Genomic DNA, 25,645 nt, shown 5'->3' with positions numbered 1-25,645 from the left:
TTTTGAAGTGAATGCGCGGTAGCAGGAAAGAGGGAAATATTGATGAAAAAGTGGTTTGCGGTTATTGGGGATCCGATTGCACAGTCAAAATCTCCGGAAATGCACAATGCATGGTATGAAGAAGCGAATGTGGATGCAACGTATATCCCAATCCACGTGAAACCCGAACATCTACAACAAGCTGTTGCATCATTCAAACTGTTAGGGACAAGCGGCTGGAATGTAACGATACCACATAAACAATCGATCATTCCGTTCCTCGACGAGCTGGACGAGCTTGCCGAAAAAATGGGAGCGGTCAATACGGTCGTGCGCACTGCAGAGGGGAAATTAAAGGGCTATAATACGGATGGTCCTGGTTTTGTGAAGTCACTCGAGCATGTAATCGGTACAGAGAAACGCGAGGCACCGGTATTACTGATCGGAGCAGGCGGCGCAGCTCGCGGAATTGCATTTGCCCTTCAAATGGCAGGTTATACGAATATAACAATAGCCAACCGGACAGTTGAAAAAGCACAGCAGATTATTAATGAACTACATGCCGGCCAAGCTGTTTCGATGCAAGAAGCAGAACAAAGTCTGGCGAATTATAAGATTTTTATTCAAACAACACCAGCTGGAATGACTACGGGCGACTTTGCATTACCATTTTCGCTTGAAAAGTTCCCGGCAGGCGCAATTGCTGCAGATATTGTGTATAATCCATTAATGACGCCATTTTTGCAAGCGGCTGAGCAAAAAGGGGCGACGATTGTCAATGGGTTAGGCATGTTCGTGCATCAAGGTGCGATTGCCTACGAACACTGGTTAGGTCATTATCCAAATACAAATGCAATGATTGCCCGTTTAACGGCGCAATTAGGAGGAAATTATGTTAACAGGTAAACAAAAACGTTTTTTACGTGCTGAGGCACATCACTTAGATCCAATTTTCCAAGTTGGGAAAGGTGGCGTAAATGATGCAATGATTGCACAATTACGCGATGTATTGGAAGCACGTGAACTTATTAAAGTACGCATTTTAGACAACTGTGAAGAAGACAAAAATGTCGTGGCGGAAGAACTGGCTGAAGGTACACGTGCCGAGCTTGTTCAACTGATCGGATTGACTGTTGTTTTATATAAAGAGTCACGCAATAACAAAAAAATCGTGTTACCAAAAGTAGCTACGAAATAAGGTGAATTGTAATGAAGAAAGTCGGTCTTTTTGGCGGAACTTTTAATCCACCGCATATTGGACATTTGATGATGGCCAATGAAGTATATGCAGCACTTGATTTGACGGAAGTGCGCTTTATGCCGAACGCAAAACCGCCGCATAAGGATCTTGCCCGCTCAGCTACAAATGCGCAGCGTCTGCGGATGGTTGAGCTGGCGATCGAGGACATTCCTTATTTTCAAGTGGAAACATATGAACTTGAACGCGGAGGGGTATCCTATACTTTCGACACAATGAAAGCATTGTGTGAACGTGAACCACAAACACAGTTTTATTTTATTATCGGCGGGGACATGATCGATTCATTGCATACATGGCACCGTATCGATGAATTAATGGAACTTGTCACATTTGTTGGAGTGAAGCGCCCGGGCAGTGAAGCGAAATCTTCCTACGACGTGTGTATGGTGGAAGCTCCGCAAATTGACCTTTCTTCAACATATATTCGAAACCGACTACAGCAAACGAAGGCACCGTTACAGTTTCTATTGCCTGCTGCAGTTGAACAGTATATTCGAAAGGAAGGTTTGTATGGAACGTCAAACGATGCTGGCAGCGATTAAGGATCGAATGCCTGAAAAAAGGTATATTCATACAATCGGTGTAATGGAAACAGCGATCCGTTTAGCTCATCAATATGGTGAAAATCCACAAAAAGCAGAGATAGCGGCTATCTTTCATGATATCGCTAAATATGCGGACGTTGACTGGATGAAACAAGTCGTGATTGATCAGCAGTTGGATGCACGTCTGCTTGACTGGAATGCAGAAATATTGCATGGTCCTGTCGGGGCCTGGATTGTCGAGACGGAATTCCAAATTCATGATGAAGCCATCTTAAATGCAATACGTTACCATACTACCGGACGTGCGAATATGACAACTTTTGAGAAAATTATTTATGTAGCAGATATGATTGAACCAAATCGTAAGTTTCAGGGTGTTGAGGAATTAAGAACGCTGGCAGACAGCAGTTTAGAGGATGCATTCCGAGCATGTGTGACACACACGCTCAGTTTCTTAGTTTCGTCACAGCAGGCAATTTACCCTGTTTCAATTGAATGCTACAACAGCTTACTAAGAGAGGAATAAACATACATGAATGAAACGTTATTAAATATTACGTACAAAGCAATCGATGACAAGCGAGGAGAGGATATCGTTGCATTAAATATGCAGGGGATTTCACTTTTAGCTGATTATTTCATTATTGCTGAAGGTAGCTCAGAGCGCCAAGTGCAGGCAATTGCACGTGAAATTAAAGAAAAAGCAGAAGAAGCGGGCTACACAGTACGTAAGCTTGAAGGCTTTGATACTGCACGATGGATTTTAGTCGATATGGGTGATGTGGTTGCACATATTTTCCATAAAGATGAGCGTGCTTATTATAACCTAGAGCGTCTATGGGGAGATGCACCACAATTAGACGCGCCACAAATGGAAAATGAATAGTTATGATCGATTTGCGGAAGTTTATGATGAATTGATGACAGATATCCCTTACGCGGAATATGTGGAATGGATTCAAACATATGCACCTGCACAGAACTATAAAAATCTGCTCGATATCGGCTGTGGGACAGGAACGCTGGCATTAATGCTGCATAAAGCGGGTTACGCTGTATCAGGTATTGACTTATCCGAAGAAATGCTTGCCATTGCAAGTGCCCGTATGGAGGATGAAAAAGTTTCAATGCCTCTATATGCGATGTCAATGGACGAACTGGACGGTTTTAGCGAGTTGGATGTTGCGATTATTCCAATTGACTCGATCAATTATGTAAAAGAACAGCAAAATGTCTTGGAAACATTGAAACGGGTATTTGACAGTCTTCGTGAAGGCGGACAACTATTCTTTGATGTACATTCGTTATTTAAAATGGACGATATTTTTCTGGATGGTCCATTTACCTATGACGACGGCGAAACTTCATATGTCTGGCATACGGAGCCGGGTGAAGAACCCCATTCTGTATACCATCAGATGACGTTTTTTGTACTAACAGAAAGCGGTCTGTATGAACGTTTTGATGAAGAACATTATCAGCGCACATTTGCGTATGAGCAATATGTGACATGGCTGAAAGAAATCGGTTTTTCTCATGTTGAAGTGACGGCAGACTGGATGCCAACACAACCTGCCGATGAGAGCGAACGAATTTTTATTCGGGCGGTTAAATAAAATAGCTGAAAAAGTAAGTTTCGGCAGTTTTGATGGAAATACCTTTTCATAAAGAAGCGGAATTTGTATAGTGGATGTAAGCTCCATATATAAAACCTTCTTTATGAAAGGGTGTTTTTTATTTTGCAGCCATTTCTGGAGAAGTATAAAAAGCAACTCGCCATCCTGGGCGGAGTCGTTGCTGTAGTATTAATCTATTTCCTATTCCTCAATGATTCCCCGCATAGTGCATCCATTGAAACAATCGACCAAATGACAATTCCTGCTATTGATGAACATTCCACAAATCCTGAAACAGAAATCGAAACTGAATATAACCGAATAATGGTTGATATAAAGGGAGCGGTAAAATATCCGGGTGTGTACACATTATCGGAAGAGCAACGGATTGTCGATGCCGTCGAAGCAGCAGGAGGCTACACAGACGATGCCAATCCGGTGCTCATTAACCATGCTCAAAGGCTTCAGGATGAAATGGTCATCTATATACCTAAAACGGGTGAAGAGCCGGCAGAAGTAATGGAACAGGTGTTACAGGGCAGTCCGTCAACCGGCTCAGGCAGTGGAAGTACATCCGGGAAGATTAATATAAATAAAGCGGAGGAAGCAGAGTTAACCCAGCTTCCGGGAATTGGTCCATCCAAAGCGGGGGCAATTATTCAGCATCGATCTGAACACGGGAATTTTCAAGTCATTGATGATTTAAAAAAGGTAACGGGAATCGGTGATAAAACATTTGAGCAGTTAAAGGGCTTAATCGATGTAAAATAAGCCGAAATTTCTGAACGATCTTATATTGCGAATGTCAGGAACTACGTATAAACTGATAGGTGACAAAACATTTGGGGGTTATCATATGGAGCGAATTACTTGGGATCAATTTTTTATGGCACAAAGTCATTTACTCGCATTAAGAAGCACGTGCAGCCGTCTTGCGGTAGGTGCGACAATTGTACGGGAAAAGCGCATTATTGCCGGCGGATATAATGGATCGATTTCAGGTGACGAACACTGTATCGAAGAAGGGTGCTATGTTGTGGACAACCATTGTGTCCGCACAGTGCATGCAGAAACGAATGCTTTATTGCAATGTGCGAAATATGGTACGCCATCAAATGGAGCGGATCTGTATGTCACGCATTTCCCATGCTTGCCATGCACAAAAACAATCATTCAGGCCGGCATCAAAAATGTGTACTATGCAAAAGATTATAAAAATAATTTATACGCAATGGAACTGTTTAAAAAAGCAGGTGTCCATGTTGCACATATTCCATTTGATGAAGCGAAAATCGACTTTCTGCAGGACGAAAAGTTCGCATTGACAGCTGAAATGCTCGAAAAGCTTCGTGAGTTAGGTGCAAGCCGCGATCAGTTGCTCCCATTAGAGGAGAAGATGCATGCTTTATTTGGTAAACTTATTCAAGCATAAGTGGATATTTTACGCCTTGTCGATTTGCATCAGTGCACTTGCTGCATTTGAATCGGGAAGGCTTCTTTTTCTGATTGCGTTATTGTTGATATTTAGTCTTTATAAACGATTGGCAAACATACATCTGTTGTGTATAGTAATTGTTGGCATTGGGAGTTACAGCTATTTTTCCTTTGAAGTCAATAAGCTTTCAAGACCTGTTGAACTGCCGGCATTGTTAACATGGACCTATGAGTACAATATCAATGGTGTGATGTTGAGAGGGTTCATGCATGATGATTCCGGCGACAAAGTATATGTCACCTATGAATTGAAAAATGAAAACGAAAAGCAGCGTTTCGAGGCTCAGCAGCTTGCTGGTACAAGTTTTCTTGTGACCGGGGAGCAAGTATCCCCATCAATCCCTTCACACCGCTATGGCTTTTCTATGGCCCGCTATTTGCAAAGCAAAAATGCAAGAGGGATCATTGAAATTCATCAACTCCAATATTTAAGGCAAAATAAAAACTTTATGCAACCAATCTATGAACAACGCTTTCGGTTAAAAAGACATATTGAAAAAACTTTTCCACCCGCACTTTCAGCAGAAGCACAAGCCCTTTTAATCGGTTACCAGGACAATGTCGATGAACAATTAAATCGCGCTTATCAAAAACTTGGGATTACCCATTTATTCGCGATTTCGGGATTGCATGTTGCGCTTGTTTCATTTCTGTTTTTCCAGATATTGTTCCGCTTAACGATACGTAGAGAAATCGCGACAATACTTTTGCTTATACTATTGCCTCTCTATGCAATTTTAGCAGGAGGAGCACCGTCTATTTGGCGCGCAGTTAGTGTCGTTGAATTTGTTTTACTTGCACAGTATGTTCGTTGGAGAATACCGATGGATGATGCATTATCGCTCAGCTTTATTGTATTTGTCTTATTAGAGCCTGGTGCAGTATTTCAAGTCGGCTTTCAGCTATCCTATTTGGCCACTTACAGCTTAGTTTATTCGAACCGCATTTTAGCCCGCTATTCAAATTTTTGGGTGCAGTCTTTTTACATTACATTTGTATGCCAAATCCTCGTTTATCCTTTATTACTGTTCCACTTTTACGAAATTAGCCTTTCCTCTTTTATCGCGAATATTATTTTTGTCCCTCTTTTTTCCTTTATTATTTTACCAGTCAATCTATTTGTTCTTGTTCTTACTTTTTTGCCATTCCCGGTTGATACCACTCTCTTTTTTATTTATGAGCCGCTACGTACAGCACTGACAAACTTCATACTCTACATTCAGCAGCCGATTGTTCAAATGTGGAATCCCGGTAAACCTTCAATTACGTGGCTTATTCTTTTATATAGTTCGGTTTTATTTGCTTTTTACTTACTTGACCAGCAAGCGCGTTTAAAGAAAGTAATCTTTGTTTTAGTACTGCCGGCATTAATATTCCATGGACAGCCATTTTTGAACAGTGATCTGAAAATTGCTTTTGTCAACGTCGGACAAGGGGACTGCATTGTCATTGAATTGCCGCGCAGAAAATCGGTCATTGTCATCGATGCAGGAGGCTTGCTGCGATTTGAACAGGAAAAGTGGAAAGAGCGAAAAACGCCCTATGAAATCGGGCGTCAAGTTGTCGTTCCTTATTTAAAAGGGCGAGGGATACAGACAATTGACACATTTGTACTGTCACATGCGGATGCCGATCATGTTGAGGGGGCTGAAGAGGTGTTGCGGGAAGTAATTGTAAACGAGGTGCATGTGACACCAGGTTCGTTCGGTAAGCCGGTTATGAATGATTTTTTGCAGGAACTTGAGAAAACGAATACAAAACTAATGGAGAAGATGGCTGGTCATAAGTGGCAAATCGGGGAAACCTCTTTGGAATATTTATGGCCATTGGATATCGAATATGAAGGCAATAATGATTCGCTCGTTCTATTTTTAAAGCACGGGGCATTCAGAGCATTATTTACAGGGGATTTGGAGCAGGAAGGCGAGAGAGAGCTCATTCGGCTTTATAACGGGAAATTACGTAATATCGATCTATTGAAGGCGGGGCATCATGGCAGTAGAACTTCAAGCTCTGAAGAATTTTTAGCCGTAACAAATCCTGAATTTGTTGTGTTTATGGCAGGCGAAAATAACCGCTATAATCATCCGCATACAGATGTTGTCAATCGATTTGAAGAGAAAAATATCCCATACGCGATAACAGGATTAGATGGGACAGTAGAAGTTTCCGTTTCACAAAGTCAAATGTACATTGAAAAATCGAATTCTATTTTTATGAAATAAAAAAGGGGATGGTTTCTAATTTTAACTAGAAACCATCCCGCTTTTAAGGAATTACATACGTGTAGCTGCTTCTACGATTGTTGCAATAATAAACAATACGATGAAGAAACCGCCACCAATGGCGAAACCGTAACCTGCATCCGGAAAGTCATTGCTTTTCATCGCACGGCCACGACCTTCAAATGGGTTTTCAGCTACATAGTTTGGATCTTGATGTCCTGCCATAAGTATCCCTCCTAATCTCCAATAATTATAGAATATTCTAACTTAAAATGCTATATGAAATGCTAATTATTCCTTTTATTGGTTTATGGAGTTGGGTTGAATTTCAAAAAAAATCCATAATTAAATATACAGGAGATAGAAACAATAAATACGAGTTTGAGGCATAAGGAGATATGAAACTGGACATCCTCAGTAACGTAAAAAATGGTATACTTAGAACTACGAAAGTAAAGGAGGTTCCCAGTATGATAACAAAAGTATGGCAAGATTTTAAAAAGGGGAATTTCGCACCGGTTTACTTGCTTGTAGGAGAAGAATCCTATTTTGTGGACGAAACAATTAAGCAGTTGAAGGCAGCTCTTCAAAAAAATGAGGAAGCGGAAATTATGACCTTTGACTTAAATGAACAGCCGATTGATTATGTTATTGATGAAGCGGATACGATTCCGTTTTTCTCGGAACGTAAATTAATAATAGCTAAAAATGCATCATTTTTAAAAGCGACTGAAAAAGGCAAAGAAAAGATAGACCATGATTTGAAGCGCCTTGAAAACTGGTTGCAGCATCCTACTGATACAGCCATCACGATATTTATCGCCCCGTATGAAAAGTTGGATGAGCGTAAAAAAGTTACAAAGCTTATGAAAGAAAAATGTACAGTAATCGCAGCAGAAACCCCGCAGAACAATGATTTGAATGTATGGGTGAAAAACGAAGCAGAGCAGCATGGAAAAGCGATTACCGATGAGGCAGTCGGCAAACTGCTTGAAATGGTCGGTCCGAATATGCTCCAGCTTCAGATGGAAATAGAGAAGATGGCCTTGTATTTAGGGGAAGATCATGAGATTACACGTGATCATGTAGAAGATTTAGTAGCGAAAACGCTTGAGCATGATGCATTTAAAATGCTGAATGCCTATTTGGACCACAATCAGGAAGAGGCGCTCAAAATCTACCATGATCTATTACGTCAAAAAGAAGAACCAATTAAACTTGTAGGTCTCTTGGCAAATAATATCCGAACGATGACAAATATTTTTTATTTGCAAAAAAAAGGATACCATCAGCAACAGATTGCAAAACAGCTTAAAATCCATCCTTATCGGGTGCAAGTTATTTCTGGCCAAAGAAACCGCCCATCCGACCAGCGTTTGCTTCAGGCCCTCTACAGTTTGGCGGAAGTGGATCTTCAGCTGAAAACAACGGGCGGAAACCGTGAACGCCACCTCGAGCTATTTTTAATGAAGAAACTATAGAAAATTTTATTCTAGGAAACAATGAAAAAAGCCAACTGTGCAGATGCACAGTTGGCTTTATAAGTTACAATTAAGCTTTTTTCGCTAAACGAGACTTTTTACGAGAAGCCGCGTTTTTGTGAATAAGACCTTTAGAAGCAGCTTTATCTAATGCTTTAGAAGCAGCAACTACTAATTCTTGTGCGTTTTCAGCACCTGTTGCGATCGCTTGCTCAGCTTTTTTAACTGTAGTACGCATAGCAGATTTTGCTTGTACGTTAGCAGCGTTAGCTTTTTCGTTAACTTTTACACGTTTGATAGCAGATTTAATGTTTGGCATTTCTTTCACCTCCTAGATTTAGGTACGAGATGAGTATTTTCTCACTTATTTCATGTGTCAATACAACAAAAATCATTCTACCAAAGGATTGAAGGAATTGCAATACATAAATGCAAAGAATATTTACTTGACAGTTTGAGCAAACTGAATTGTGGAGGTGCAATATGAAAAAAATTGACTGGAATCGAACAGATTTAATTGATGAAACAGCAGAAGTCGTCCAACATCAAACAAAAGAGCAAAAGGAAACATTGGAACATGAACGTGGCATTCACATGGAAGAATCTCAACAAAATCGTGTCAAAATCACAAAAGTAGAAGTGAATGCTGCGGGGGAAGAAAGAATAAGTAAAAAACAGGGCACGTATATAACGTTGTCGATCCCTACATTAACATCAGAAGACCGCCATGGTTTTGAACAAATGCAGGAGTCTCTGATCCATTACCTGCACGATCTGCACAAAGATATAAAAATTACGGCGGATTCAAAAATTTTAGTGATTGGCTTAGGGAACAAGACGATTACCCCGGATGCGATCGGTCCTTATACAATCGATGCCATGCATAAAAAACAGTCGGAACTGGATTCACCAAAGTTTATTTTGTATGCGCCGGGTGTTACCGGCCAAACAGGATTTGAAACAAGTGATTATATTCATGCATTGGCAGAAAGGATTAAACCTGCGCTCGTCATTATTATCGATGCGCTTGCAACAAGCGGAAGTGCCCGATTATGCCGTACTATCCAGCTTACTGATACAGGTATCCATCCAGGAGGGGGCGTCGGCAACCATCGCAAAGAAGTATCCAAGGAAGTGCTCGGTGTTCCGGTAACTGCAATCGGAGTTCCGACCGTTGTGGAAGCCCCGATTTTAATCGCTGATGCAATTGATGTTGCATTCAGATCAATTGCGGCTAAAATCCAGGAAAGAGGGAAACCGTCCGGCAAGCTTTCCGTAACAAGCTGGACACCTGTAAACGAAGAGGTCGATTTAACGACAGTCGAACCGATTTTCGGTCAGTGGGCGACATGGCCGACTGAAGACCGAAGACAATTATTTGAAGAAGTTTTCAGCACCCATCCCGAGCGATTGATGGTTACACCGAAAGAAGTCGACTTCTGGCTTAGTCAATATGCATTTCTACTAGGTGAAAGCTTGTTTACATGGCTTGATGAAAAACAAAAAGCCGGAAATTAGCCGGCAATTTTTTTCTGAACAATAAAAACTAGTTATACGTTCTAAGTTTTACTCTTTTCCCATATTGTATTGGAGAAAGGGTGATGTGTTTGCGGAAACTAAAACGCTTCTCATTATTGTTCTTATTTTTATTTTCACTGCCTATTATTATTGGGCAATTCCCTTTTCCAAATAATGAAATGACTACACAAAAAATTAAAAGTGAACGTCCGCACGTTGTTTATGCGGCGACAGAGCCAATAGACACAGTACCTGAAGAACCTAAAGTCGATCCATTCGATGTACTGCTGATGTTCACACATTCACACGAGTCCTATAAGCCGATCGTCAAGAAAACAAAAGGGATGCAGGCAGTTTATGATGAAGAAATGAATATCTTTTCACTTCAGGAAATGATGCAGCACTATCTTGAATTAAACGGTTTAACACCGCATATTGTTGATTTTGATGTTATGACCGAAATGAAACAGGTTGATGCGACATTTCACCAGGCATACAAAGTGGCGCGACCTGTATTGGCTGAGTATTTGGAAGGAAGCAAATATGATCTTGTCATCGATTTCCATCGGGATTCAGCACCTAAAAAAGTGACGACGCTTACAGCAAATAATGAACAATATGCAAAAATTGCTTTTGTCGTCGGTGCGGAACACCCTGCATATGAAGCGAATTTAGCTTATGCAACAATGCTAAGCGAGCAAGTGAATCGAATTGTGCCAGGCGTTTCACGCGGAATTATGAAAAAGTCGGGAACTGGTGTTGACGGTGTTTACAATCAGGATCTTGCGACAAATGTATTGCTGATTGAACTTGGAGGCATAGACAATACCGAAGAAGAGCTTCAACGTACGATGGCGATTTTAGCGCAGGCGATTCGGGTTGCTTTTGTTGAATCAGCAGCTTAAGTATTATTTGTAATACAAAATAGCAGGCGGGTAGTGTGAAGATGATGAGCCATATCAGTACGGCTGCCCGCTCGAATATGAAAAACCGCATTTCGCAAAAGTTTGGGGCGAAATGCGGTTTTCCTATTGCAGGTGAAGGTTCGCTGTTGTCGTTTCACTACAATTCATAGTATAATTTAAAATACGTTATGCCTCTATTGTTCCATTACTTCAAATTATGGAGAATAGAGGCTGTATTTTAGTAGAAAAGTAAATGGATGAATAACCTACATATGTAGTGACACCAAACCCTAAATGGGCTCAGGTGTTTTTTCTAATTAGGAGAGGAATTATACATGAACCGAGAACAACGTTTAAAACGACAAGAAAATATCCGAAATTTCTCGATTATTGCACATATCGACCACGGGAAATCAACACTTGCTGACCGTTTATTGGAAAAGACGCAAACTGTTACACAACGAGAAATGAAGTCACAGCTTTTGGATTCGATGGATCTGGAGCGTGAGCGCGGAATTACAATTAAATTAAATGCCGTACAATTAAAATATAATGCTAAAAATGGCGAAATCTATACTTTTCATCTGATCGACACACCGGGTCACGTCGATTTCACATATGAAGTATCACGTTCATTAGCGGCATGTGAAGGTGCCATTTTAGTAGTCGATGCCGCACAGGGAATTGAAGCGCAAACGCTTGCGAACGTATATTTGGCTCTGGACAATGACCTTGAAATTTTACCGGTTATCAATAAAATCGACTTGCCTGCTGCAGACCCGGAACGTGTCCGCGGAGAAGTGGAAGATGTAATTGGACTGGATGCTTCTGAAGCAGTGCTTGCATCAGCAAAAGCCGGAATTGGGATCGAGGATATTTTGGAACAGGTCGTTGAAAAAGTACCTGCCCCACAAGGTGATCCTGATGCTCCATTACAAGCATTAATTTTTGACTCTGTGTATGATGCCTATAAAGGTGTTATTATCTCGATCCGTATTGTAAATGGTACTGTGAAAGCCGGAGATACAATTAAAATGATGGCAACAGGTGCAGAATTTGAAGTAATCGAAGTAGGAATCCATACACCGAAAGCAATACCGCAAGCTGAACTGACAGTTGGGGATGTAGGTTATTTAACAGCATCCATCAAAAATGTTCAGGACACACGTGTAGGTGATACTGTAACTTTCGCGGGTAGCCGTGCCGCTACAGAACCGCTTCCGGGTTACCGTAAATTAAATCCGATGGTATATTGCGGTCTTTATCCGATTGATACTGCCAAATACAACGATTTACGTGAAGCACTTGAAAAACTGGAATTAAACGATTCTGCCCTACAATATGAGGCAGAAACTTCTCAGGCATTAGGCTTCGGTTTCCGATGCGGATTCTTAGGGCTATTGCACATGGAAATTATTCAGGAGCGTATTGAGCGTGAGTTCAACATTGATTTAATCACGACTGCGCCTTCTGTAATTTATGAAGTGACAAAAACTGATGGTTCGGTATTAAAAGTCGATAACCCGTCAATGATGCCGGATCCGCAAAAAATCGACCGCATTGAAGAGCCGTACGTAAAAGCAACAATTATGGTACCAAACGATTATGTAGGTGCTGTAATGGAACTATGCCAGAAAAAACGCGGTAACTTCTCAGGGATGGACTACATCGATGACTCGCGTGTAAAAATCGTTTATGAAATGCCTTTAGCGGAAATCGTATATGACTTCTTTGATTTCTTGAAATCGAATACGAAAGGCTATGCGTCGTTCGATTATGAATTAATCGGATACCAGCCTTCTAAATTAAGCAAAATGGATATTCTATTGAACGGTGAACAAGTCGATGCGTTAAGCTTTATCGTACACAAAGATTTTGCATATGAACGCGGAAAAGTAATTGTAGAGAAATTAAAAGAGCTGATTCCACGTCAACAATTCGAAGTACCGGTACAAGCAGCAATCGGACAAAAAATCATTGCCCGCTCGACAATTAAATCAATGGGTAAAAACGTACTTGCCAAATGTTACGGCGGTGACATTTCACGTAAACGTAAATTACTTGAAAAGCAAAAAGCCGGTAAAAAACGTATGAAACAAGTAGGTTCAGTAGAAGTTCCACAAGAAGCATTCATGGCCGTACTGAAAATGGATGACAGTAAATAATATTTGTAAAGGCAGATAGAGCAATCTTTCTGCCTTTTATTTTTAGAAGGACAAGTTTACTGAAATGTTTTTTGAAAATGAGGTAGAAATAATGACCGATATTTTAAATTTTTTGCAATATAAAAATGAAAAACTGGAAAGTGAATTGAATAGATTGTTTGAACGTGCCAACTCTCCGGGGGGCCGTGTAGATGCACTGCTGGAAAACAAAGCGGTGAAGCTGGAGGACCACAAGCTGTTTTTGGCATTTTTAGCGTATTTAGCACAGCAGAACATTGAAGCGAAACGACTGTTTCAGGATGTTCTGCGCCTGCCAAAGCATCTATTTGAAGCGAAATATGAAATGAACTGGGCACAGGTAATCAAGTTGAGTGTCACATTTTTTACAATTTTACGTGATAATGACCTCAATAGTTATAAACAATTTATCGACTAGCTTGTAACAACCGGCAACAGTTCGCTATAATGATGAAATGAGTTAAGGTAATAAATGATAGGGGGGCAAGTAGTCGATGAATGAAGAACAACGACTAGCTAGTCAGCAGATTAAACAACCTAAGGAAGAAAAAGACTATAGTAAATATTTCGAAAAAGTATTTACAGCTCCTTCACTAAAAGACGCGAAAAAACGCGGTAAAGAAGAAGTGAAATATCATAAAGATTTTGATATTGAAGAAAAATTTCTAGGAATGGGACAGAATCGTAAGTTTTATATTCGAACATACGGCTGTCAAATGAATGAGCACGATACGGAAGTAATGGCTGGTATTTTCATGCAGCTTGGCTATACACCGACTGAAATGATTGAAGAAGCGGATGTTGTTTTACTAAACACGTGCGCAATCCGTGAAAATGCGGAAAATAAAGTATTCGGTGAGCTGGGCTTCCTGTTAAAATATAAACGTAAAAATCCGGAAATGCTGATCGGCGTCTGCGGATGCATGTCGCAAGAAGAGTCTGTTGTGAACAAAATATTAAAACAGTATCAGCATGTTGATATGGTGTTCGGGACACATAATATCCACCGATTACCGAATATTTTACACGATGCCTATATGTCTAAGGAAATGGTTGTTGAAGTATGGTCAAAAGAAGGCGATGTCATCGAAAACCTTCCGAAAAAACGTATTGGCTCGATTAAAGCTTGGGTGAATATTATGTACGGCTGCGACAAGTTCTGTACATATTGTATCGTTCCATATACACGGGGCAAGGAACGTTCACGTCGACCTGAAGAAATTATCCAGGAAGTGCGTGAATTGGCAGCACAAGGCTATAAAGAAATTATGCTTTTAGGCCAAAACGTCAATGCATACGGGAAAGACTTTGATGATATCGAATATCGACTGGGTGATTTAATGGACGAACTACGTAAAATCGATATCCCGCGAATTCGCTTTACAACAAGTCATCCGCGCGACTTTGATGATCATTTAATCGAAGTCTTGGCAAAAGGCGGAAATCTCGTTGATCATATTCATTTACCGGTACAATCGGGTTCAAATGAAATTTTAAAAATTATGGCTCGTAAATATACACGTGAGCATTTCCTGCAATTAGTCGATAAGATTAAAGCGGCTATTCCAGGCGTAACATTGACAACTGATATCATTGTAGGCTATCCGAATGAAACAGAAGAGCAATTCCAGGAAACGCTTGATTTGTATCGACAAGTTGGCTTTGATATGGCGTTCACATATATTTATTCGCCTCGTGAAGGAACACCGGCTGCTAAAATGGTCGATAATGTAACAGAAGAAGAAAAGAAAGACCGTCTGCACCGTTTGAATGCGATTGTCGGGGAGTATTCTGCAAAAGCACTCAAAGACTTGGAAGGTCAAACAGTAGAAGTTTTAGTTGAAGGCAGCAGTAAAAGACGCGATGATGTGTTAGCTGGCTATACGCGCAAAAACCGTCTTGTTAACTTTAAGGCTGATCCAAAATATATTGGAAAGCTTGTAAATGTAAAAATTTTAGAAGCAAAATCATACTCATTAATGGGTGAATTTGTAGAAGAAGTGATAAAAGAGGGGGAGTTCGTAAGATGACAACAAAATTATATACAAAAGATGAGATTGTAGAAAAAGCAAAAGAAATTGCCCATATGATTGCGAATACCGAAGAAGTTGAATTTTTCAAAAAAGCAGAAGAACAAATCAATGAAAACCAATTTGTACGCGAAAAAATTGCCTCATTGAAAGCACTTCAAAAACAGGCAGTTAACTTTCAGCACTTAGGGAAAGAAAAAGCACTTAAAATGATTGAAGGCAAGATTACAGGAATTGAAACAGAAATCGACGAACTACCAGTCGTTCAACAATTTAAACAATCGCAGACAGAAGTAAATGAACTGTTACAATTAGTATCAAATGCCATAGCGAACAATGTTACAGATGAAGTCATTGCTTCGACTGGCGGAGATTTACTAAAAGGCGAAACAGGCTCAAAGGTACGTAATAGTACACCAGGCTCATGCTCTTAAAATGATTTTAAGAGGCTGGGACATAAGTATAATTATTGCTAAATAAAAGGAAAGCCTTTATTAAGAAATGGATATATTGCAAAATTGATTGGAATGGAGGGCGACTCCTGCGGGAATAGCGTGACGCCTGAGACTACAGGCTCAGGCCACGCCCGCGGAAAGCGTCCCGGAATGGAAATCAATTTTAACGCTCAGCAAAAAAATGCTATTTTTCTTTCAGAGAAAAATAGCATTTTTGGGTTATGTCCCAACCTCTTTTTTAAATTTAATATTCTAAAACCTTAACAGTATGTGTAAATAATGATGTCGATATTCCTACTTTCTTTTGTTATAATTTAAGTTAGTTAGAACTATATGGGAAGGACTTTGCCTATGTACGAATATGACGATCTAAATGTAAGTGATGAAGGAATGTACGTTTGGTTATGTCAGATGGCCAGGCAGATAGATGCGGCAGTAGCAATTATCAACCCCAATAAAGGTTATACAATTGATTTTACCAATCAGCTCTTTCTGCAAACAACAGGGTACGATGAAGCTGATGTAATCGGGTCGACATTTTCATTACTGCAAGGGCCTCTTACAGATATGGTAAATGAAAATTCAATTCGGGAAAGTATTGAAAATGGACTCACTTTTAAAACTTCATCCTTTCATTACCGTAAAGATGGTTATGCATTCTGGAATGAAGTCCGTCATTTGCCAATGTTCAATCAGCAGGGAATACTCCAATATTGTGTCATCATTATGAAAGATGTAACAGACTCCATGAACATCGAATCATTGATTGAGTTGGAACGTGAAGTGTACTTCAGTCTGGAAACAGGACATCCAATCGAAAATGTCTTACGCAATATTTGCAGAACGGTTGAAATAACTTTCGGAAAGAAATGTCACTGCTCCATCGTACTTGTTGATGATAATGACCGGATGATTAATATTTACGGTGAAATGTGGAGAGATTTGAAAGAGCTCGATGAAAATATTTTATTATTAGATCTCAAAGACAAAAGAAAAAACAATAAACCGCTTATTATTAAAGATTTGGAGCAATCGGTCTATCATGAAGCATATCAGCCGATTATTGAAAAGTATCATTTAGTTTCAATGTGGAGCCAGCCAATTTTAAACTCGGAAGAAAAAACAATCGGCTTATTTACAATGTACTTTGAGCAACGGGCAGAACCAAAAGCGATTGAAATAAAATTTATGAATCGAATTGCACCCATTGTCACACTCGCATTAAAATATTTTGATCAGAAAAGTGCAATTCACCGTCTTGCTTTTCAGGATGTAGCATCCGGATTGAATAATTATGAGTGCTTTAAAATCGTATTAAAAGAGTTTGCTGCGGATCACCCAAATGGGCATTTATATATTATTGAACCGGGAGAATACCAAAATATAATTGATTTATATGGCCGCCAAGGCGGGGATGACGTGCTGCGTCAGCTTGCCAAACGAATTCAGAATATCTCGACATTCGGGGATTCAATCATTGCGAGATACACACATTCATCAATTATTGTAGCGACGTCACTGTCATTAAGGGAAATGAATATCCCACCCGTCGAAGCGGATCATGTTTTATCGGAGCCGTATTATATTGATGGAAAAGAAGTGTATTTAACTTTAAAAATAGGAACTTCATCTTTTAGTTCCAGTACTAACTACATAGAAGCAGTCCGCCAGGCGGATAATGCATTATCAAGTGCGCTGAAAGTAACGGGCAGTGCTATTAAAAGCTTTAATATGGGATTAATTGAGTCGGTCGAACAAGAGATGAAAATACTGGCCCATTTTACACGTGGTCTAAAAAACAGCGAATTTTTCCCGATGCTCCAACCGAAAGTGAACTTGATGACAGGGGAAATTGAAAGTTTTGAAGCATTGGCACGCTGGAATTCGGCCGAATTAGGTTTTGTTTCTCCAACGTTGTTTATTCCGGTTGCCGAAAATACCGGCAATATTTATAAGGTAGACCTCGAAATTTTCAAAAAGGTACTCCAATGGCAAAAACAGCGTCATGATGCGGGAATGAAATTGTATCAAGTATCGATCAATATATCACCGAGTCATTTTTATAATCCGGCATTTGTGGAAAGTTCCGTTGCCCTTATTGAAAGCTATAAAATCGATCCCAAATTCATAAAATTTGAAATTACCGAAAGTGTCGAACTGGAAGATGTATTACGGGCAAAAAAAATTATCGATGAGCTGCAACAGCTTGGTATTGAAACATCGATTGATGATTTTGGTGTTGGCTATTCCTCACTGAGTTATTTGCAGGAACTGCCGTTTAAAGAAATAAAAATTGATAAAAGTTTCGTCGATGATTTAGCGAATCCTCGGATGAATGCCGTTATAAAAACGATTATTCAGCTTTCGGATAATTTGAGCATGGTCTCGGTGGCAGAAGGAATCGAAACTGAAGAACAGCACCTTGAATTAAAGCGATTAGGCTGTCAGGTGGGCCAAGGATATTATTACTATAAACCGATGCCCATTAAACAAATTAATGAACTGCTTGATAACGAGATAAAAATTTCTTTCAACAAATAAAACTCTCAGTGGGACAAAAATATGGGCGAAACAACAAAAGGCTATGTAGGCCATATCCCGCAATAAATACAATCTACAAAAGAGACATTTGAGCGAAGGAATAGGAAAAGCGCTACTACAATTAAGGTTTGTAGTAGTTTTTTCTTTTCTAAAAACTCATTTCACCCTTTAGGCACCTGCCGCATACAATAAGTCGAGCAGTTGAAGAAAGGAGAGATGTTCGGTGAAGCGTTTACGTCAAATTGTGACGAAAGCAGTTATTGCGAAAGGGAAGAAGCGTACCGAATGTGTAGAAACGCTCTGTCCACCGAATGCGCCAACGAGCATATTAGGTTGCTGGGTGATTAATCATCATTATCAGGCAAAACGTAATGGTAAATTTGTTGAGGTGACAGGGAAGTTTGATGTGAATGTATGGTATGCATATAACAATCATTCAAAAACGGCAGTGCATACAGAGACGATTTCCTATAAGGATCGTGTCAAACTGTCATTCCGTGACGGTGAAGAAGTAGATTCGAATGATGTGAAAGTCCGTGTATTACAAGCGCCGAATTGTATTGAGGCAATTATTACAAAGCAAGGCGACAAAATTCAGGTAACGGTTGAACGTGAATTTTTAGTGGAAATTATTGGGGAAACGACGATTGTCATTAATGTACACCCGCTTGATTTTGAGGATGAATGGTCGTTTGAAGAAAGTTCACAACAGCCATCCAGCAGTTCATCATCTTCGTCATCATCGTCGTCCGATTCCGGCGGCAAAGATTTTGGCAAAGATTTTGATTCCTCATCTTTCTCATAAAAGAATCTATCGTTTAACAGCAAATGTTTCGTCATAAAAAATTGTAAAATCTATCGTAAACAGTTGGGAATTGTTTGAAGATTACTTTCAGACAATTCCTTTTCTTTGCGTTTGCAAGGCAAAATGCGAGTCAAATGGTATAATACTTGTACAAGTTTTAGCAAGTGAGGGAAATAAACATGACTACATATACACCGATGATGCAACAATATTTGCTCGTAAAACAAGATTACAAAGATGCTTTTTTATTTTACCGTCTAGGCGATTTTTATGAATTGTTTTTTGATGATGCCATTAAAGCGTCACAGCTGCTGGAAATTACATTAACAGCACGCGCGGGGAATACCGATAATCCAATACCGATGTGTGGGGTCCCGCATCATTCTGCACAAGGCTATATTGAAACACTTGTGGCAAAAGGTTTTAAAGTGGCCGTATGTGAACAGACGGAAGATCCAAAGCATGCAAAAGGTGTTGTAAAACGTGAAGTCGTACAAGTAATTACACCGGGAACGATTACAGAAGGGAAAGCACTCGACGGGAAATCAAATCATTTTATTGCAGCGGCTGAAAGTAATGAAGATGATGAGATCGTATTCGCCTATTTGGACGTATCGACAGGTGAAGCAAACTGTTCGGTTATTGAAGGAAGTGCAAAACAATTAATTCAGCAAGTCCAGGCCTATGCAATAAAAGAACTGATTGTGACCGAACAGCTGCAGTTACTGCTTGCCGATTATGCGGAAGCGGGAGGCATCGTCCTGTCACTTGAAACAGAAGAAATGGATACAGATAAGGCGGACCAGTATGTTGCACACTTGCCGGTTCAGCTGCAAGGTGTGGCAAAGCGATTATTACAATACGTTGAGCGGACGCAAATGCGTTCATTATCGCATATTCAGCCGTTTGCCTATACGGAAGCGGATAATTTCCTTCGCATCGATACGAATTCCAAACGTAATTTGGAGCTGATTCAGTCCATACGCGGCGGAGATTCTAAAGGGACATTGCTGTGGCTTTTAGACGAAACAGTAACAGCAATGGGCGGCCGAAAACTGAAACAGTGGATGCATCAGCCGCTCGCAAAGAAAAATGCGATTGAGGCGAGACAGGCGATTGTTACGGAATTGCTTGAAGACTTCTTTTTACGCGATGAATTAACGACACTGCTGAAAAATGTCTATGATTTGGAACGTCTGGCAGGGCGTGTAGCATTTGGTTCTGTTGGTGGACGCGATCTGGCACAGCTGCGCGAATCGCTACGACAAGTACCAATGATCCAGCAAATGCTTGTAAACAGCGGGTTGGAAAAGTGTATGGTACTTGGTCAAAAGCTGGACGTGTGCGCAGATATTGAACAATTGCTGGCAGAAGCGATTACCGAACATCCGCCCATTTCGATCAAAGAAGGCGATGTCATTCGCGACGGGTACAATGCACAGCTCGATGAATATCGTGATGCATCCCGCAATGGGAAGGACTGGATTGCCCAGCTTGAGCAGAAAGAACGCGAACTGACAGGGATAAAAAATCTGAAAATCGGCTATAACCGCGTGTTCGGCTATTATATCGAAATTACAAAATCCCATTTGAATAATGCGGACCTGGCACGCTTTGAACGAAAACAAACTTTGGCGAATGCTGAACGTTTTATTACCGAAGAATTAAAAGAAAAAGAGGCACTGATCTTGAACGCTGAGGAGCAGAGCCTTGCATTGGAATATGATTTATTTGTAGCATTGCGAGAACAGTTAAAAGGATATATACCACGTGTTCAGGCATTGGCTGCCCAGATCAGTGAGCTTGATGTACTGATGAGCTTTGCGACGGTAACAGACAAATACCGTTTTACAAAGCCGGTATTCCATGAAGGGCGTGCCTTGAAAATTATTGAAGGAAGACACCCGGTTGTTGAAAAAATGCTCAATAAACAAAGCTATGTCCCAAATGATTGTGTGCTGACAGATGAAAAAAATATGATGCTGATTACCGGTCCGAACATGTCGGGTAAAAGTACGTATATGCGCCAAGTGGCACTGATCGTCGTTTTGGCACAAATGGGGTGCTATGTACCGGCTGATGAAGCAATCCTGCCGATTACCGACCAGATTTTCACGCGCATCGGTGCAGCTGATGACCTGGCGGCAGGTCAATCGACATTTATGGTGGAAATGCTTGAATCACAGCATGCCATTACACATGCAACAAAAAACAGTTTGCTGTTATTTGATGAAATCGGACGCGGTACTTCAACATATGACGGAATGAGTCTGGCGCAGGCAATGATGGAATACATTCATGATGAAATCGGTGCGAACACATTATTTTCAACTCATTATCACGAACTGACTGATTTGGAAAACGAGCTGGCAAGGCTGCAAAATGTTCATGTCAGTGCAACCGAGCAGGACGGCCGAGTGGTATTTTTGCATAAAGTGAAAAAAGGTGCTGCGGATAAAAGCTACGGTGTGCATGTGGCAGAACTTGCGGAAATGCCGGAAACGATTTTACAGCGTGCCCGTATATTACTGGAGCAGTTTGAAGCTACGAATGCTGAAAAGCCGCAAGCGATCCATTACGAACAACAACCACCACAAAGTCCGCAAATAGCGGAACAGGTGGCAGAGGACGATTTGCAGCTTTCATTATTTTCAATAGAGGAAGAACCAGCAATCGCACCAGAACAACAAGAAGTGCTCGATGCATTGAAAAAACTGAATGTGATGGGGACAACACCAATGCAGGCGATGACATTATTGCATGAACTGCAGCAAAAATTATTAGGAAATTAATAAAGGAGGGAACGGCTTTGGGAAAAATTCAAATAATGGATGAGTGGCTATCGAATAAAATTGCAGCCGGTGAAGTAGTAGAACGCCCTTCATCTGTTGTAAAAGAGCTAGTAGAAAATGCAATCGATGCAGGCAGTACGTCAATCGAAATTTTCCTGGAAGAAGCTGGCCTTCAATCGATACAAGTCATTGACAACGGAAGTGGTATGGACGAAGAGGACGCACTTAAATCCTTTTCACGCCACGCCACATCAAAAATAGAAAAAGAACAGGATCTGTTCCGGATTCGAACACTTGGTTTCCGTGGTGAAGCATTGGCATCGATTGCTTCGGTTTCCAAGTTAACTTTACGTACATCGGACGGGAATGGAGGTGTGCACCTGTATATGGAAGGCGGTCATTTGAAGGAACATCAGCCGACCGCCCTACGCAGGGGGACTGATATTACGGTTGCCCAGCTGTTCTTCAATACACCGGCGCGCCTAAAATATTTAAAAACGATTCAGACCGAGCTTGGACACACAATCGATTTTGTGAACCGGATTGCACTTGGCTATCCAACAATTGCGGTTAAACTTGTGCATAATGGGCAAACATTATTGCAAACGAACGGGCGCGGTCAGGTCCAGCAAGTTTTGGCAGCTATTTACGGTGCCCATAATGCGAAGAAAATGCTGCCATTTGAAGGTCAAAATCAAGATTATAAAATTCACGGTTATGCAAGCTTGCCTGAGGTGACGCGTGCTTCGAAAAACTATATGTCGCTGTTCGTCAATGGACGCTGGGTCAAACATTTCGTGATTCAGAAGGCGATTACAGATGCATACCATACGTATTTACCGATTGAGCGATATCCGATCGTACTTTTGTATGTTGAGGGTGATCCGCAATTAACCGATGTCAATGTGCATCCGGCGAAACATCAGGTGCGCTTAAGTAAAGAACCGGAACTGCTGAAGCTTATTGAAGATACGATCCGTACTGCGATCCGCGATGTGATCCGCATACCACTCGCTGAAAAAAAAGAAAAGCCGGTTCGAACACCGACAGAGCAGATGAATATTTGGAATCCTGCCCCGGCATCCTCACAGCAGCCGACATTCAATGAAGATAAGCTGTCGACTATTGTTGAGCGATTATCAAGTGAAGCTTCTGTTGTAAAAGAGCCGTATGCTCCGGTTCCGACTTCGACTAAACAACAACCGGCCGTAGAGATTGATTCAACATCTATAACGGAAAGCGGTGAACAGCATAATCGGTCCGATTTCAATGAGCTTCCATCTGTTGAAGAGGAAATCTATCAACCTTATCCGGAAGAAACACCAATCGAAGAAACCGAATCAAAAAAGCATTTCCCACAAGTTGAAATTGTCGGTCAGATTCACGGAACGTATATTGTAGCCCAAATGGAAGACGGATTTTATTTAATTGACCAGCATGCAGCCCAGGAGCGGATCAAGTATGAGTATTTCCGGGATAAAGTCGGAGAAGTGAATGCAAATGAACGTCAGACACTCCTTATGCCGTTAACATTCCATTATGCGGCAGATGAAGCATTGCGTCTGATGGAGTCGAAGGAAGCACTTGAAGAAGTAGGGGTTTTCTTGGAAGAATTCGGGCTTTCTTCATTTGTTGTACGGGAATACCCAACATGGTTCCCGCAAGGCGAGGAACAGGAAATTATCGAGGAATTAATCGAACAAGTGTTAAGTGCAAGGAAAACGGATATAAAGAAATTACGGGAAGATGCGGCGATTATGATGAGCTGCAAAAAATCGATTAAAGCGAACCACTATTTAAACAAAGAACAGATGGAAAGACTGATCAATGATTTACGAAATGCCGACAATCCGTTTACATGTCCGCATGGTAGACCTGTACTGATTCATTTCACGTCATATGAAGTGGAGAAAATGTTTAAACGCGTAATGTAATTCATACACAAGGGGATGGTTTTATGGAGCAAAGGTCATTTTTTGTCACCATGTCAGACGGGCATGATATTTTCATCCGTACGTATGCACCGAGTAAAAAGCGTATTGGACATATTCATATTTTGCACGGGATGTCGGAACATAGCGGGCGTTATGAAAATTTCGCTGAAAAGCTTTGTGACGAAGGATATTTTGTAACTGCTCATGATCATCGGGGACATGGTTTTACAGCGCAAAAAAACGGCATGTTCGGTGATTTCGGACCTGAAAAGGGTTTTGAACGTGTTGTTGAAGATGTTGTAGAGGTGCTCTCCTATTTAAAGAAAGAAACAACAGAGCAGCCTATTTTATTCGGTCACAGTATGGGCTCGTTCATAGCCCGCCGTTTTATTCAACAATATAGCGATAAAATTGAACGGTTGATTTTATCGGGGACGGGATCACCGACATTGCTTCATAAGGCAGGACATATTATCGCGAAGCAGCTTGTAAACATGCAGGGGGCACAAATACAGAGTGACCTTATGAATGATCTTAGTTTTAGCAGTTTTAATCGAAAAATTAAGAATGCGAAAACAAACTTCGACTGGCTTACTACCGATGAAGAAGAGGTACAAAAATATATTGCCGATCCATTTTGCGGTGTAATCCCGACGAATCAATTTTTCGTTGATTTAACGGGAGGCATGCTGAAGATGGAAGATGAACAGGCTAATGCGCGTATCCGGCCTGACTTAAAAATACTCGTTGCAAACGGGACATACGATCCGATTGCAGGTCCTGAAGCAGAAGGAGCGTTTCGAGTCGGAAAGCTGTTTGCACGGGCAGGTGTAGAGCATGTGAAGGTGCATATATTTGAAGGAATGCGCCATGAAATCCTTAATGAAAAAAAGAAGGAACTAGTAAAAGAAATAATTGTACGGTGGTTAAAAGATGAATAATAAAATCGATGTCGTGGCCATTATCGGTCCTACAGCATCCGGAAAAACAGCGCTAAGTATCCGCTTGGCAAAAGAGATTGACGGTGAAATAATAAACGGGGATTCCATGCAGATCTATCGCCATATGGATATCGGAACGGCCAAAATTACCGAAGCCGAAATGGAAGGTGTGCCGCATCACTTACTCGATATTAAAGAACCGACGGAAGGATTTTCGGTTGCGGAATATCAGCAGCTAGTTCGCGGTAAAATCGAAGAGATCCAAGCCCGAGGAAAAATGCCGATCATTGTCGGAGGAACGGGGCTATACGTACAATCTGTGCTGTATGATTTTCAATTTGCCAAACAGGAAGTGGATGAAGCAGCACGCGAAAACTATTATAAAGAGCTTGAAGAACTAGGTCCTGAAGCGATGCATGCAAAACTTATGCAAATGGACCCGGCTGCTGCCGTATCCATTCATCCAAATAATACAAGACGTGTTATTCGGGCACTGGAAATGGCAGAACTGGCAGGGGTTTCTCGAGCGGAAGAGCAATTCAACCGGGGAGATATTCCGTTATATAACCATTTAATTATCGGGTTGGATATGGATCGTGAAAAGTTATATGAGAGAATTAATTTACGTGTGGATCTGATGATGGAAGCAGGTCTTGTTAAAGAAGTAAGGGCATTATATGATGCGGGAATTCGTGATGTCCAGGCGATTAAAGCGATTGGCTATAAAGAATTGTACGCGCATTTCGATGGACTTATTTCACTTGATGAAGCAGTGGAGCAGATTAAACAAAACTCCAGACGCTATGCGAAGCGCCAGCTTACCTATTTCCGAAACAAAATGGATATTGCGTGGATCGGAAATGATTGGAATAAAATAAAAAGTTTGTTTGAAACTCATTAAAAATAAAGGGAAATTTTGTCCGCATAACGAATAGGTAAC

Annotated in this window: 25 protein-coding genes; 23 read left to right on the top strand and 2 right to left on the bottom strand. The window is 40.8% G+C overall.

Going from position 1 to position 25,645, the window contains the following annotated elements; translation table 11 throughout:
- Positions 1-42 precede the first annotated feature (42 nt).
- From aroE to MKY71_RS11555, 9 genes are all read left to right on the top strand, one after another.
- On the top strand, positions 43-885 hold the full coding sequence (gene aroE / locus MKY71_RS11595) for a shikimate dehydrogenase (protein ID WP_340732705.1): 843 nt from the start codon (positions 43-45) through the stop codon (positions 883-885).
- The gene (gene yhbY / locus MKY71_RS11590; RefSeq protein ID WP_339172088.1) at positions 872-1,177 is read left to right on the top strand and encodes a ribosome assembly RNA-binding protein YhbY; all 306 of its coding nucleotides are present in this window, start codon (positions 872-874) and stop codon (positions 1,175-1,177) included. Before aroE ends, yhbY begins: the two co-directional genes overlap by 14 nt.
- An 11-nt stretch (positions 1,178-1,188) precedes the next feature.
- Positions 1,189-1,782: a nicotinate-nucleotide adenylyltransferase gene (locus tag MKY71_RS11585; protein WP_340732704.1), complete on the top strand. Its 594-nt coding sequence runs from the start codon at positions 1,189-1,191 to the stop codon at positions 1,780-1,782.
- Positions 1,751-2,311: a bis(5'-nucleosyl)-tetraphosphatase (symmetrical) YqeK gene (yqeK, locus tag MKY71_RS11580; RefSeq protein WP_339172083.1), complete on the top strand. Its 561-nt coding sequence runs from the start codon at positions 1,751-1,753 to the stop codon at positions 2,309-2,311. The genes MKY71_RS11585 and yqeK overlap by 32 nt, the downstream gene beginning before the upstream one ends.
- A 6-nt stretch (positions 2,312-2,317) precedes the next feature.
- Entirely contained in the window at positions 2,318-2,671 is a 354-nt protein-coding gene (rsfS, locus tag MKY71_RS11575) for a ribosome silencing factor (RefSeq protein ID WP_339172082.1), read from the top strand.
- Complete coding sequence (locus tag MKY71_RS11570) at positions 2,664-3,401, top strand: class I SAM-dependent DNA methyltransferase (RefSeq protein ID WP_339172080.1); 738 nt, start codon at positions 2,664-2,666, stop codon at positions 3,399-3,401. The genes rsfS and MKY71_RS11570 overlap by 8 nt, the downstream gene beginning before the upstream one ends.
- Positions 3,402-3,524: 123 nt before the next feature.
- A complete protein-coding gene (locus tag MKY71_RS11565; RefSeq protein ID WP_340732701.1) occupies positions 3,525-4,172 on the top strand; it encodes a helix-hairpin-helix domain-containing protein in 648 nt (215 codons plus the stop codon).
- A gap of 85 nt (positions 4,173-4,257) precedes the next feature.
- Positions 4,258-4,833: a ComE operon protein 2 gene (locus MKY71_RS11560; protein ID WP_340732699.1), complete on the top strand. Its 576-nt coding sequence runs from the start codon at positions 4,258-4,260 to the stop codon at positions 4,831-4,833.
- Complete coding sequence (locus MKY71_RS11555; RefSeq protein ID WP_340732698.1) at positions 4,802-7,120, top strand: DNA internalization-related competence protein ComEC/Rec2; 2,319 nt, start codon at positions 4,802-4,804, stop codon at positions 7,118-7,120. The genes MKY71_RS11560 and MKY71_RS11555 overlap by 32 nt, the downstream gene beginning before the upstream one ends.
- 51 nt (positions 7,121-7,171) lie before the next feature.
- On the opposite strand, the gene MKY71_RS11550 is transcribed toward MKY71_RS11555, so the two are convergent.
- On the bottom strand, positions 7,172-7,345 hold the full coding sequence (locus tag MKY71_RS11550) for a YqzM family protein (RefSeq protein ID WP_339172073.1): 174 nt from the start codon (positions 7,343-7,345) through the stop codon (positions 7,172-7,174).
- 245 nt (positions 7,346-7,590) lie between these two features.
- Between MKY71_RS11550 and holA the strand changes: the two genes are divergently transcribed.
- Positions 7,591-8,601, top strand: coding sequence for a DNA polymerase III subunit delta (holA, locus tag MKY71_RS11545; RefSeq protein WP_340732695.1), 1,011 nt, complete (start codon positions 7,591-7,593; stop codon positions 8,599-8,601).
- Between the two features lie 70 nt (positions 8,602-8,671).
- Here the strand turns inward: holA and rpsT are convergent, their stop codons facing one another.
- The gene (gene rpsT, locus MKY71_RS11540) at positions 8,672-8,920 is read right to left on the bottom strand and encodes a 30S ribosomal protein S20 (RefSeq protein WP_251686766.1); all 249 of its coding nucleotides are present in this window, start codon (positions 8,918-8,920) and stop codon (positions 8,672-8,674) included.
- Between the two features lie 164 nt (positions 8,921-9,084).
- On the opposite strand from rpsT, the gene gpr reads away from it, so the two are divergent.
- From gpr to miaA, 13 genes are all read left to right on the top strand, one after another.
- Entirely contained in the window at positions 9,085-10,119 is a 1,035-nt protein-coding gene (gene gpr, locus MKY71_RS11535) for a GPR endopeptidase (protein WP_340732693.1), read from the top strand.
- An 83-nt stretch (positions 10,120-10,202) separates the two neighbouring features.
- On the top strand, positions 10,203-11,024 hold the full coding sequence (gene spoIIP, locus MKY71_RS11530; protein WP_340732692.1) for a stage II sporulation protein P: 822 nt from the start codon (positions 10,203-10,205) through the stop codon (positions 11,022-11,024).
- Positions 11,025-11,059: 35 nt separating this feature from the next.
- Positions 11,060-11,194, top strand: a complete 135-nt coding sequence (locus MKY71_RS11525) for a hypothetical protein (protein WP_340732690.1) — start codon at positions 11,060-11,062, stop codon at positions 11,192-11,194.
- A 165-nt stretch (positions 11,195-11,359) separates the two neighbouring features.
- The gene (gene lepA, locus MKY71_RS11520) at positions 11,360-13,189 is read left to right on the top strand and encodes a translation elongation factor 4 (protein WP_340732689.1); all 1,830 of its coding nucleotides are present in this window, start codon (positions 11,360-11,362) and stop codon (positions 13,187-13,189) included.
- Between the two features lie 91 nt (positions 13,190-13,280).
- Positions 13,281-13,625, top strand: coding sequence for a hypothetical protein (locus tag MKY71_RS11515; RefSeq protein ID WP_340732688.1), 345 nt, complete (start codon positions 13,281-13,283; stop codon positions 13,623-13,625).
- A 76-nt stretch (positions 13,626-13,701) separates the two neighbouring features.
- Entirely contained in the window at positions 13,702-15,237 is a 1,536-nt protein-coding gene (miaB, locus tag MKY71_RS11510; protein ID WP_340732687.1) for a tRNA (N6-isopentenyl adenosine(37)-C2)-methylthiotransferase MiaB, read from the top strand.
- Positions 15,234-15,671 (top strand): RicAFT regulatory complex protein RicA family protein, encoded by a 438-nt coding sequence (locus MKY71_RS11505; RefSeq protein ID WP_339172056.1) that lies wholly within the window; start codon positions 15,234-15,236, stop codon positions 15,669-15,671. The genes miaB and MKY71_RS11505 overlap by 4 nt, the downstream gene beginning before the upstream one ends.
- A gap of 372 nt (positions 15,672-16,043) precedes the next feature.
- Entirely contained in the window at positions 16,044-18,233 is a 2,190-nt protein-coding gene (locus MKY71_RS11500; RefSeq protein WP_340732685.1) for a bifunctional diguanylate cyclase/phosphodiesterase, read from the top strand.
- A gap of 223 nt (positions 18,234-18,456) precedes the next feature.
- Positions 18,457-19,038 (top strand): outer spore coat protein CotE, encoded by a 582-nt coding sequence (gene cotE / locus MKY71_RS11495; protein WP_340732684.1) that lies wholly within the window; start codon positions 18,457-18,459, stop codon positions 19,036-19,038.
- A 179-nt stretch (positions 19,039-19,217) separates the two neighbouring features.
- Positions 19,218-21,830 carry a DNA mismatch repair protein MutS gene (gene mutS / locus MKY71_RS11490; RefSeq protein WP_340732682.1) on the top strand — a complete coding sequence of 871 codons (2,613 nt, stop codon included), beginning with the start codon at positions 19,218-19,220 and terminating at the stop codon, positions 21,828-21,830.
- A gap of 17 nt (positions 21,831-21,847) precedes the next feature.
- A complete protein-coding gene (mutL, locus tag MKY71_RS11485) occupies positions 21,848-23,764 on the top strand; it encodes a DNA mismatch repair endonuclease MutL (protein WP_340732680.1) in 1,917 nt (638 codons plus the stop codon).
- 23 nt (positions 23,765-23,787) lie between these two features.
- Positions 23,788-24,705, top strand: a complete 918-nt coding sequence (locus tag MKY71_RS11480; protein ID WP_340732679.1) for an alpha/beta fold hydrolase — start codon at positions 23,788-23,790, stop codon at positions 24,703-24,705.
- Positions 24,698-25,606, top strand: a complete 909-nt coding sequence (gene miaA / locus MKY71_RS11475; protein WP_340732677.1) for a tRNA (adenosine(37)-N6)-dimethylallyltransferase MiaA — start codon at positions 24,698-24,700, stop codon at positions 25,604-25,606. Before MKY71_RS11480 ends, miaA begins: the two co-directional genes overlap by 8 nt.
- The last annotated feature ends 39 nt before the right edge of the window (positions 25,607-25,645 follow it).

Source organism: Solibacillus sp. FSL W7-1324 (assembly GCF_038008025.1).
GTDB lineage: Bacteria > Bacillota > Bacilli > Bacillales_A > Planococcaceae > Solibacillus.
Note: the sequence above shows the minus strand (reverse complement) of the source record. Positions and strands in the feature narration are given on the sequence as shown.

Excerpts from the sequence above, each read along its gene's own strand:
- aroE (WP_340732705.1), top strand. The coding sequence starts at position 43 with ATGAAAAAGTGGTTTGCGGTTATTGGGGATCCGATTGCACAGTCAAAA.
- yhbY (WP_339172088.1), top strand. The coding sequence starts at position 872 with ATGTTAACAGGTAAACAAAAACGTTTTTTACGTGCTGAGGCACATCAC.
- MKY71_RS11585 (WP_340732704.1), top strand. The coding sequence starts at position 1,189 with ATGAAGAAAGTCGGTCTTTTTGGCGGAACTTTTAATCCACCGCATATT.
- yqeK (WP_339172083.1), top strand. The coding sequence starts at position 1,751 with ATGGAACGTCAAACGATGCTGGCAGCGATTAAGGATCGAATGCCTGAA.
- rsfS (WP_339172082.1), top strand. The coding sequence starts at position 2,318 with ATGAATGAAACGTTATTAAATATTACGTACAAAGCAATCGATGACAAG.
- MKY71_RS11570 (WP_339172080.1), top strand. The coding sequence starts at position 2,664 with ATGAATAGTTATGATCGATTTGCGGAAGTTTATGATGAATTGATGACA.
- MKY71_RS11560 (WP_340732699.1), top strand. The coding sequence starts at position 4,258 with ATGGAGCGAATTACTTGGGATCAATTTTTTATGGCACAAAGTCATTTA.
- MKY71_RS11555 (WP_340732698.1), top strand. The coding sequence starts at position 4,802 with ATGCTTTATTTGGTAAACTTATTCAAGCATAAGTGGATATTTTACGCC.
- MKY71_RS11550 (WP_339172073.1), bottom strand. The coding sequence starts at position 7,345 with ATGGCAGGACATCAAGATCCAAACTATGTAGCTGAAAACCCATTTGAA.
- holA (WP_340732695.1), top strand. The coding sequence starts at position 7,591 with ATGATAACAAAAGTATGGCAAGATTTTAAAAAGGGGAATTTCGCACCG.
- rpsT (WP_251686766.1), bottom strand. The coding sequence starts at position 8,920 with ATGCCAAACATTAAATCTGCTATCAAACGTGTAAAAGTTAACGAAAAA.
- gpr (WP_340732693.1), top strand. The coding sequence starts at position 9,085 with ATGAAAAAAATTGACTGGAATCGAACAGATTTAATTGATGAAACAGCA.
- spoIIP (WP_340732692.1), top strand. The coding sequence starts at position 10,203 with ATGTGTTTGCGGAAACTAAAACGCTTCTCATTATTGTTCTTATTTTTA.
- lepA (WP_340732689.1), top strand. The coding sequence starts at position 11,360 with ATGAACCGAGAACAACGTTTAAAACGACAAGAAAATATCCGAAATTTC.
- MKY71_RS11515 (WP_340732688.1), top strand. The coding sequence starts at position 13,281 with ATGACCGATATTTTAAATTTTTTGCAATATAAAAATGAAAAACTGGAA.
- miaB (WP_340732687.1), top strand. The coding sequence starts at position 13,702 with ATGAATGAAGAACAACGACTAGCTAGTCAGCAGATTAAACAACCTAAG.
- MKY71_RS11505 (WP_339172056.1), top strand. The coding sequence starts at position 15,234 with ATGACAACAAAATTATATACAAAAGATGAGATTGTAGAAAAAGCAAAA.
- MKY71_RS11500 (WP_340732685.1), top strand. The coding sequence starts at position 16,044 with ATGTACGAATATGACGATCTAAATGTAAGTGATGAAGGAATGTACGTT.
- mutS (WP_340732682.1), top strand. The coding sequence starts at position 19,218 with ATGACTACATATACACCGATGATGCAACAATATTTGCTCGTAAAACAA.
- MKY71_RS11480 (WP_340732679.1), top strand. The coding sequence starts at position 23,788 with ATGGAGCAAAGGTCATTTTTTGTCACCATGTCAGACGGGCATGATATT.
- miaA (WP_340732677.1), top strand. The coding sequence starts at position 24,698 with ATGAATAATAAAATCGATGTCGTGGCCATTATCGGTCCTACAGCATCC.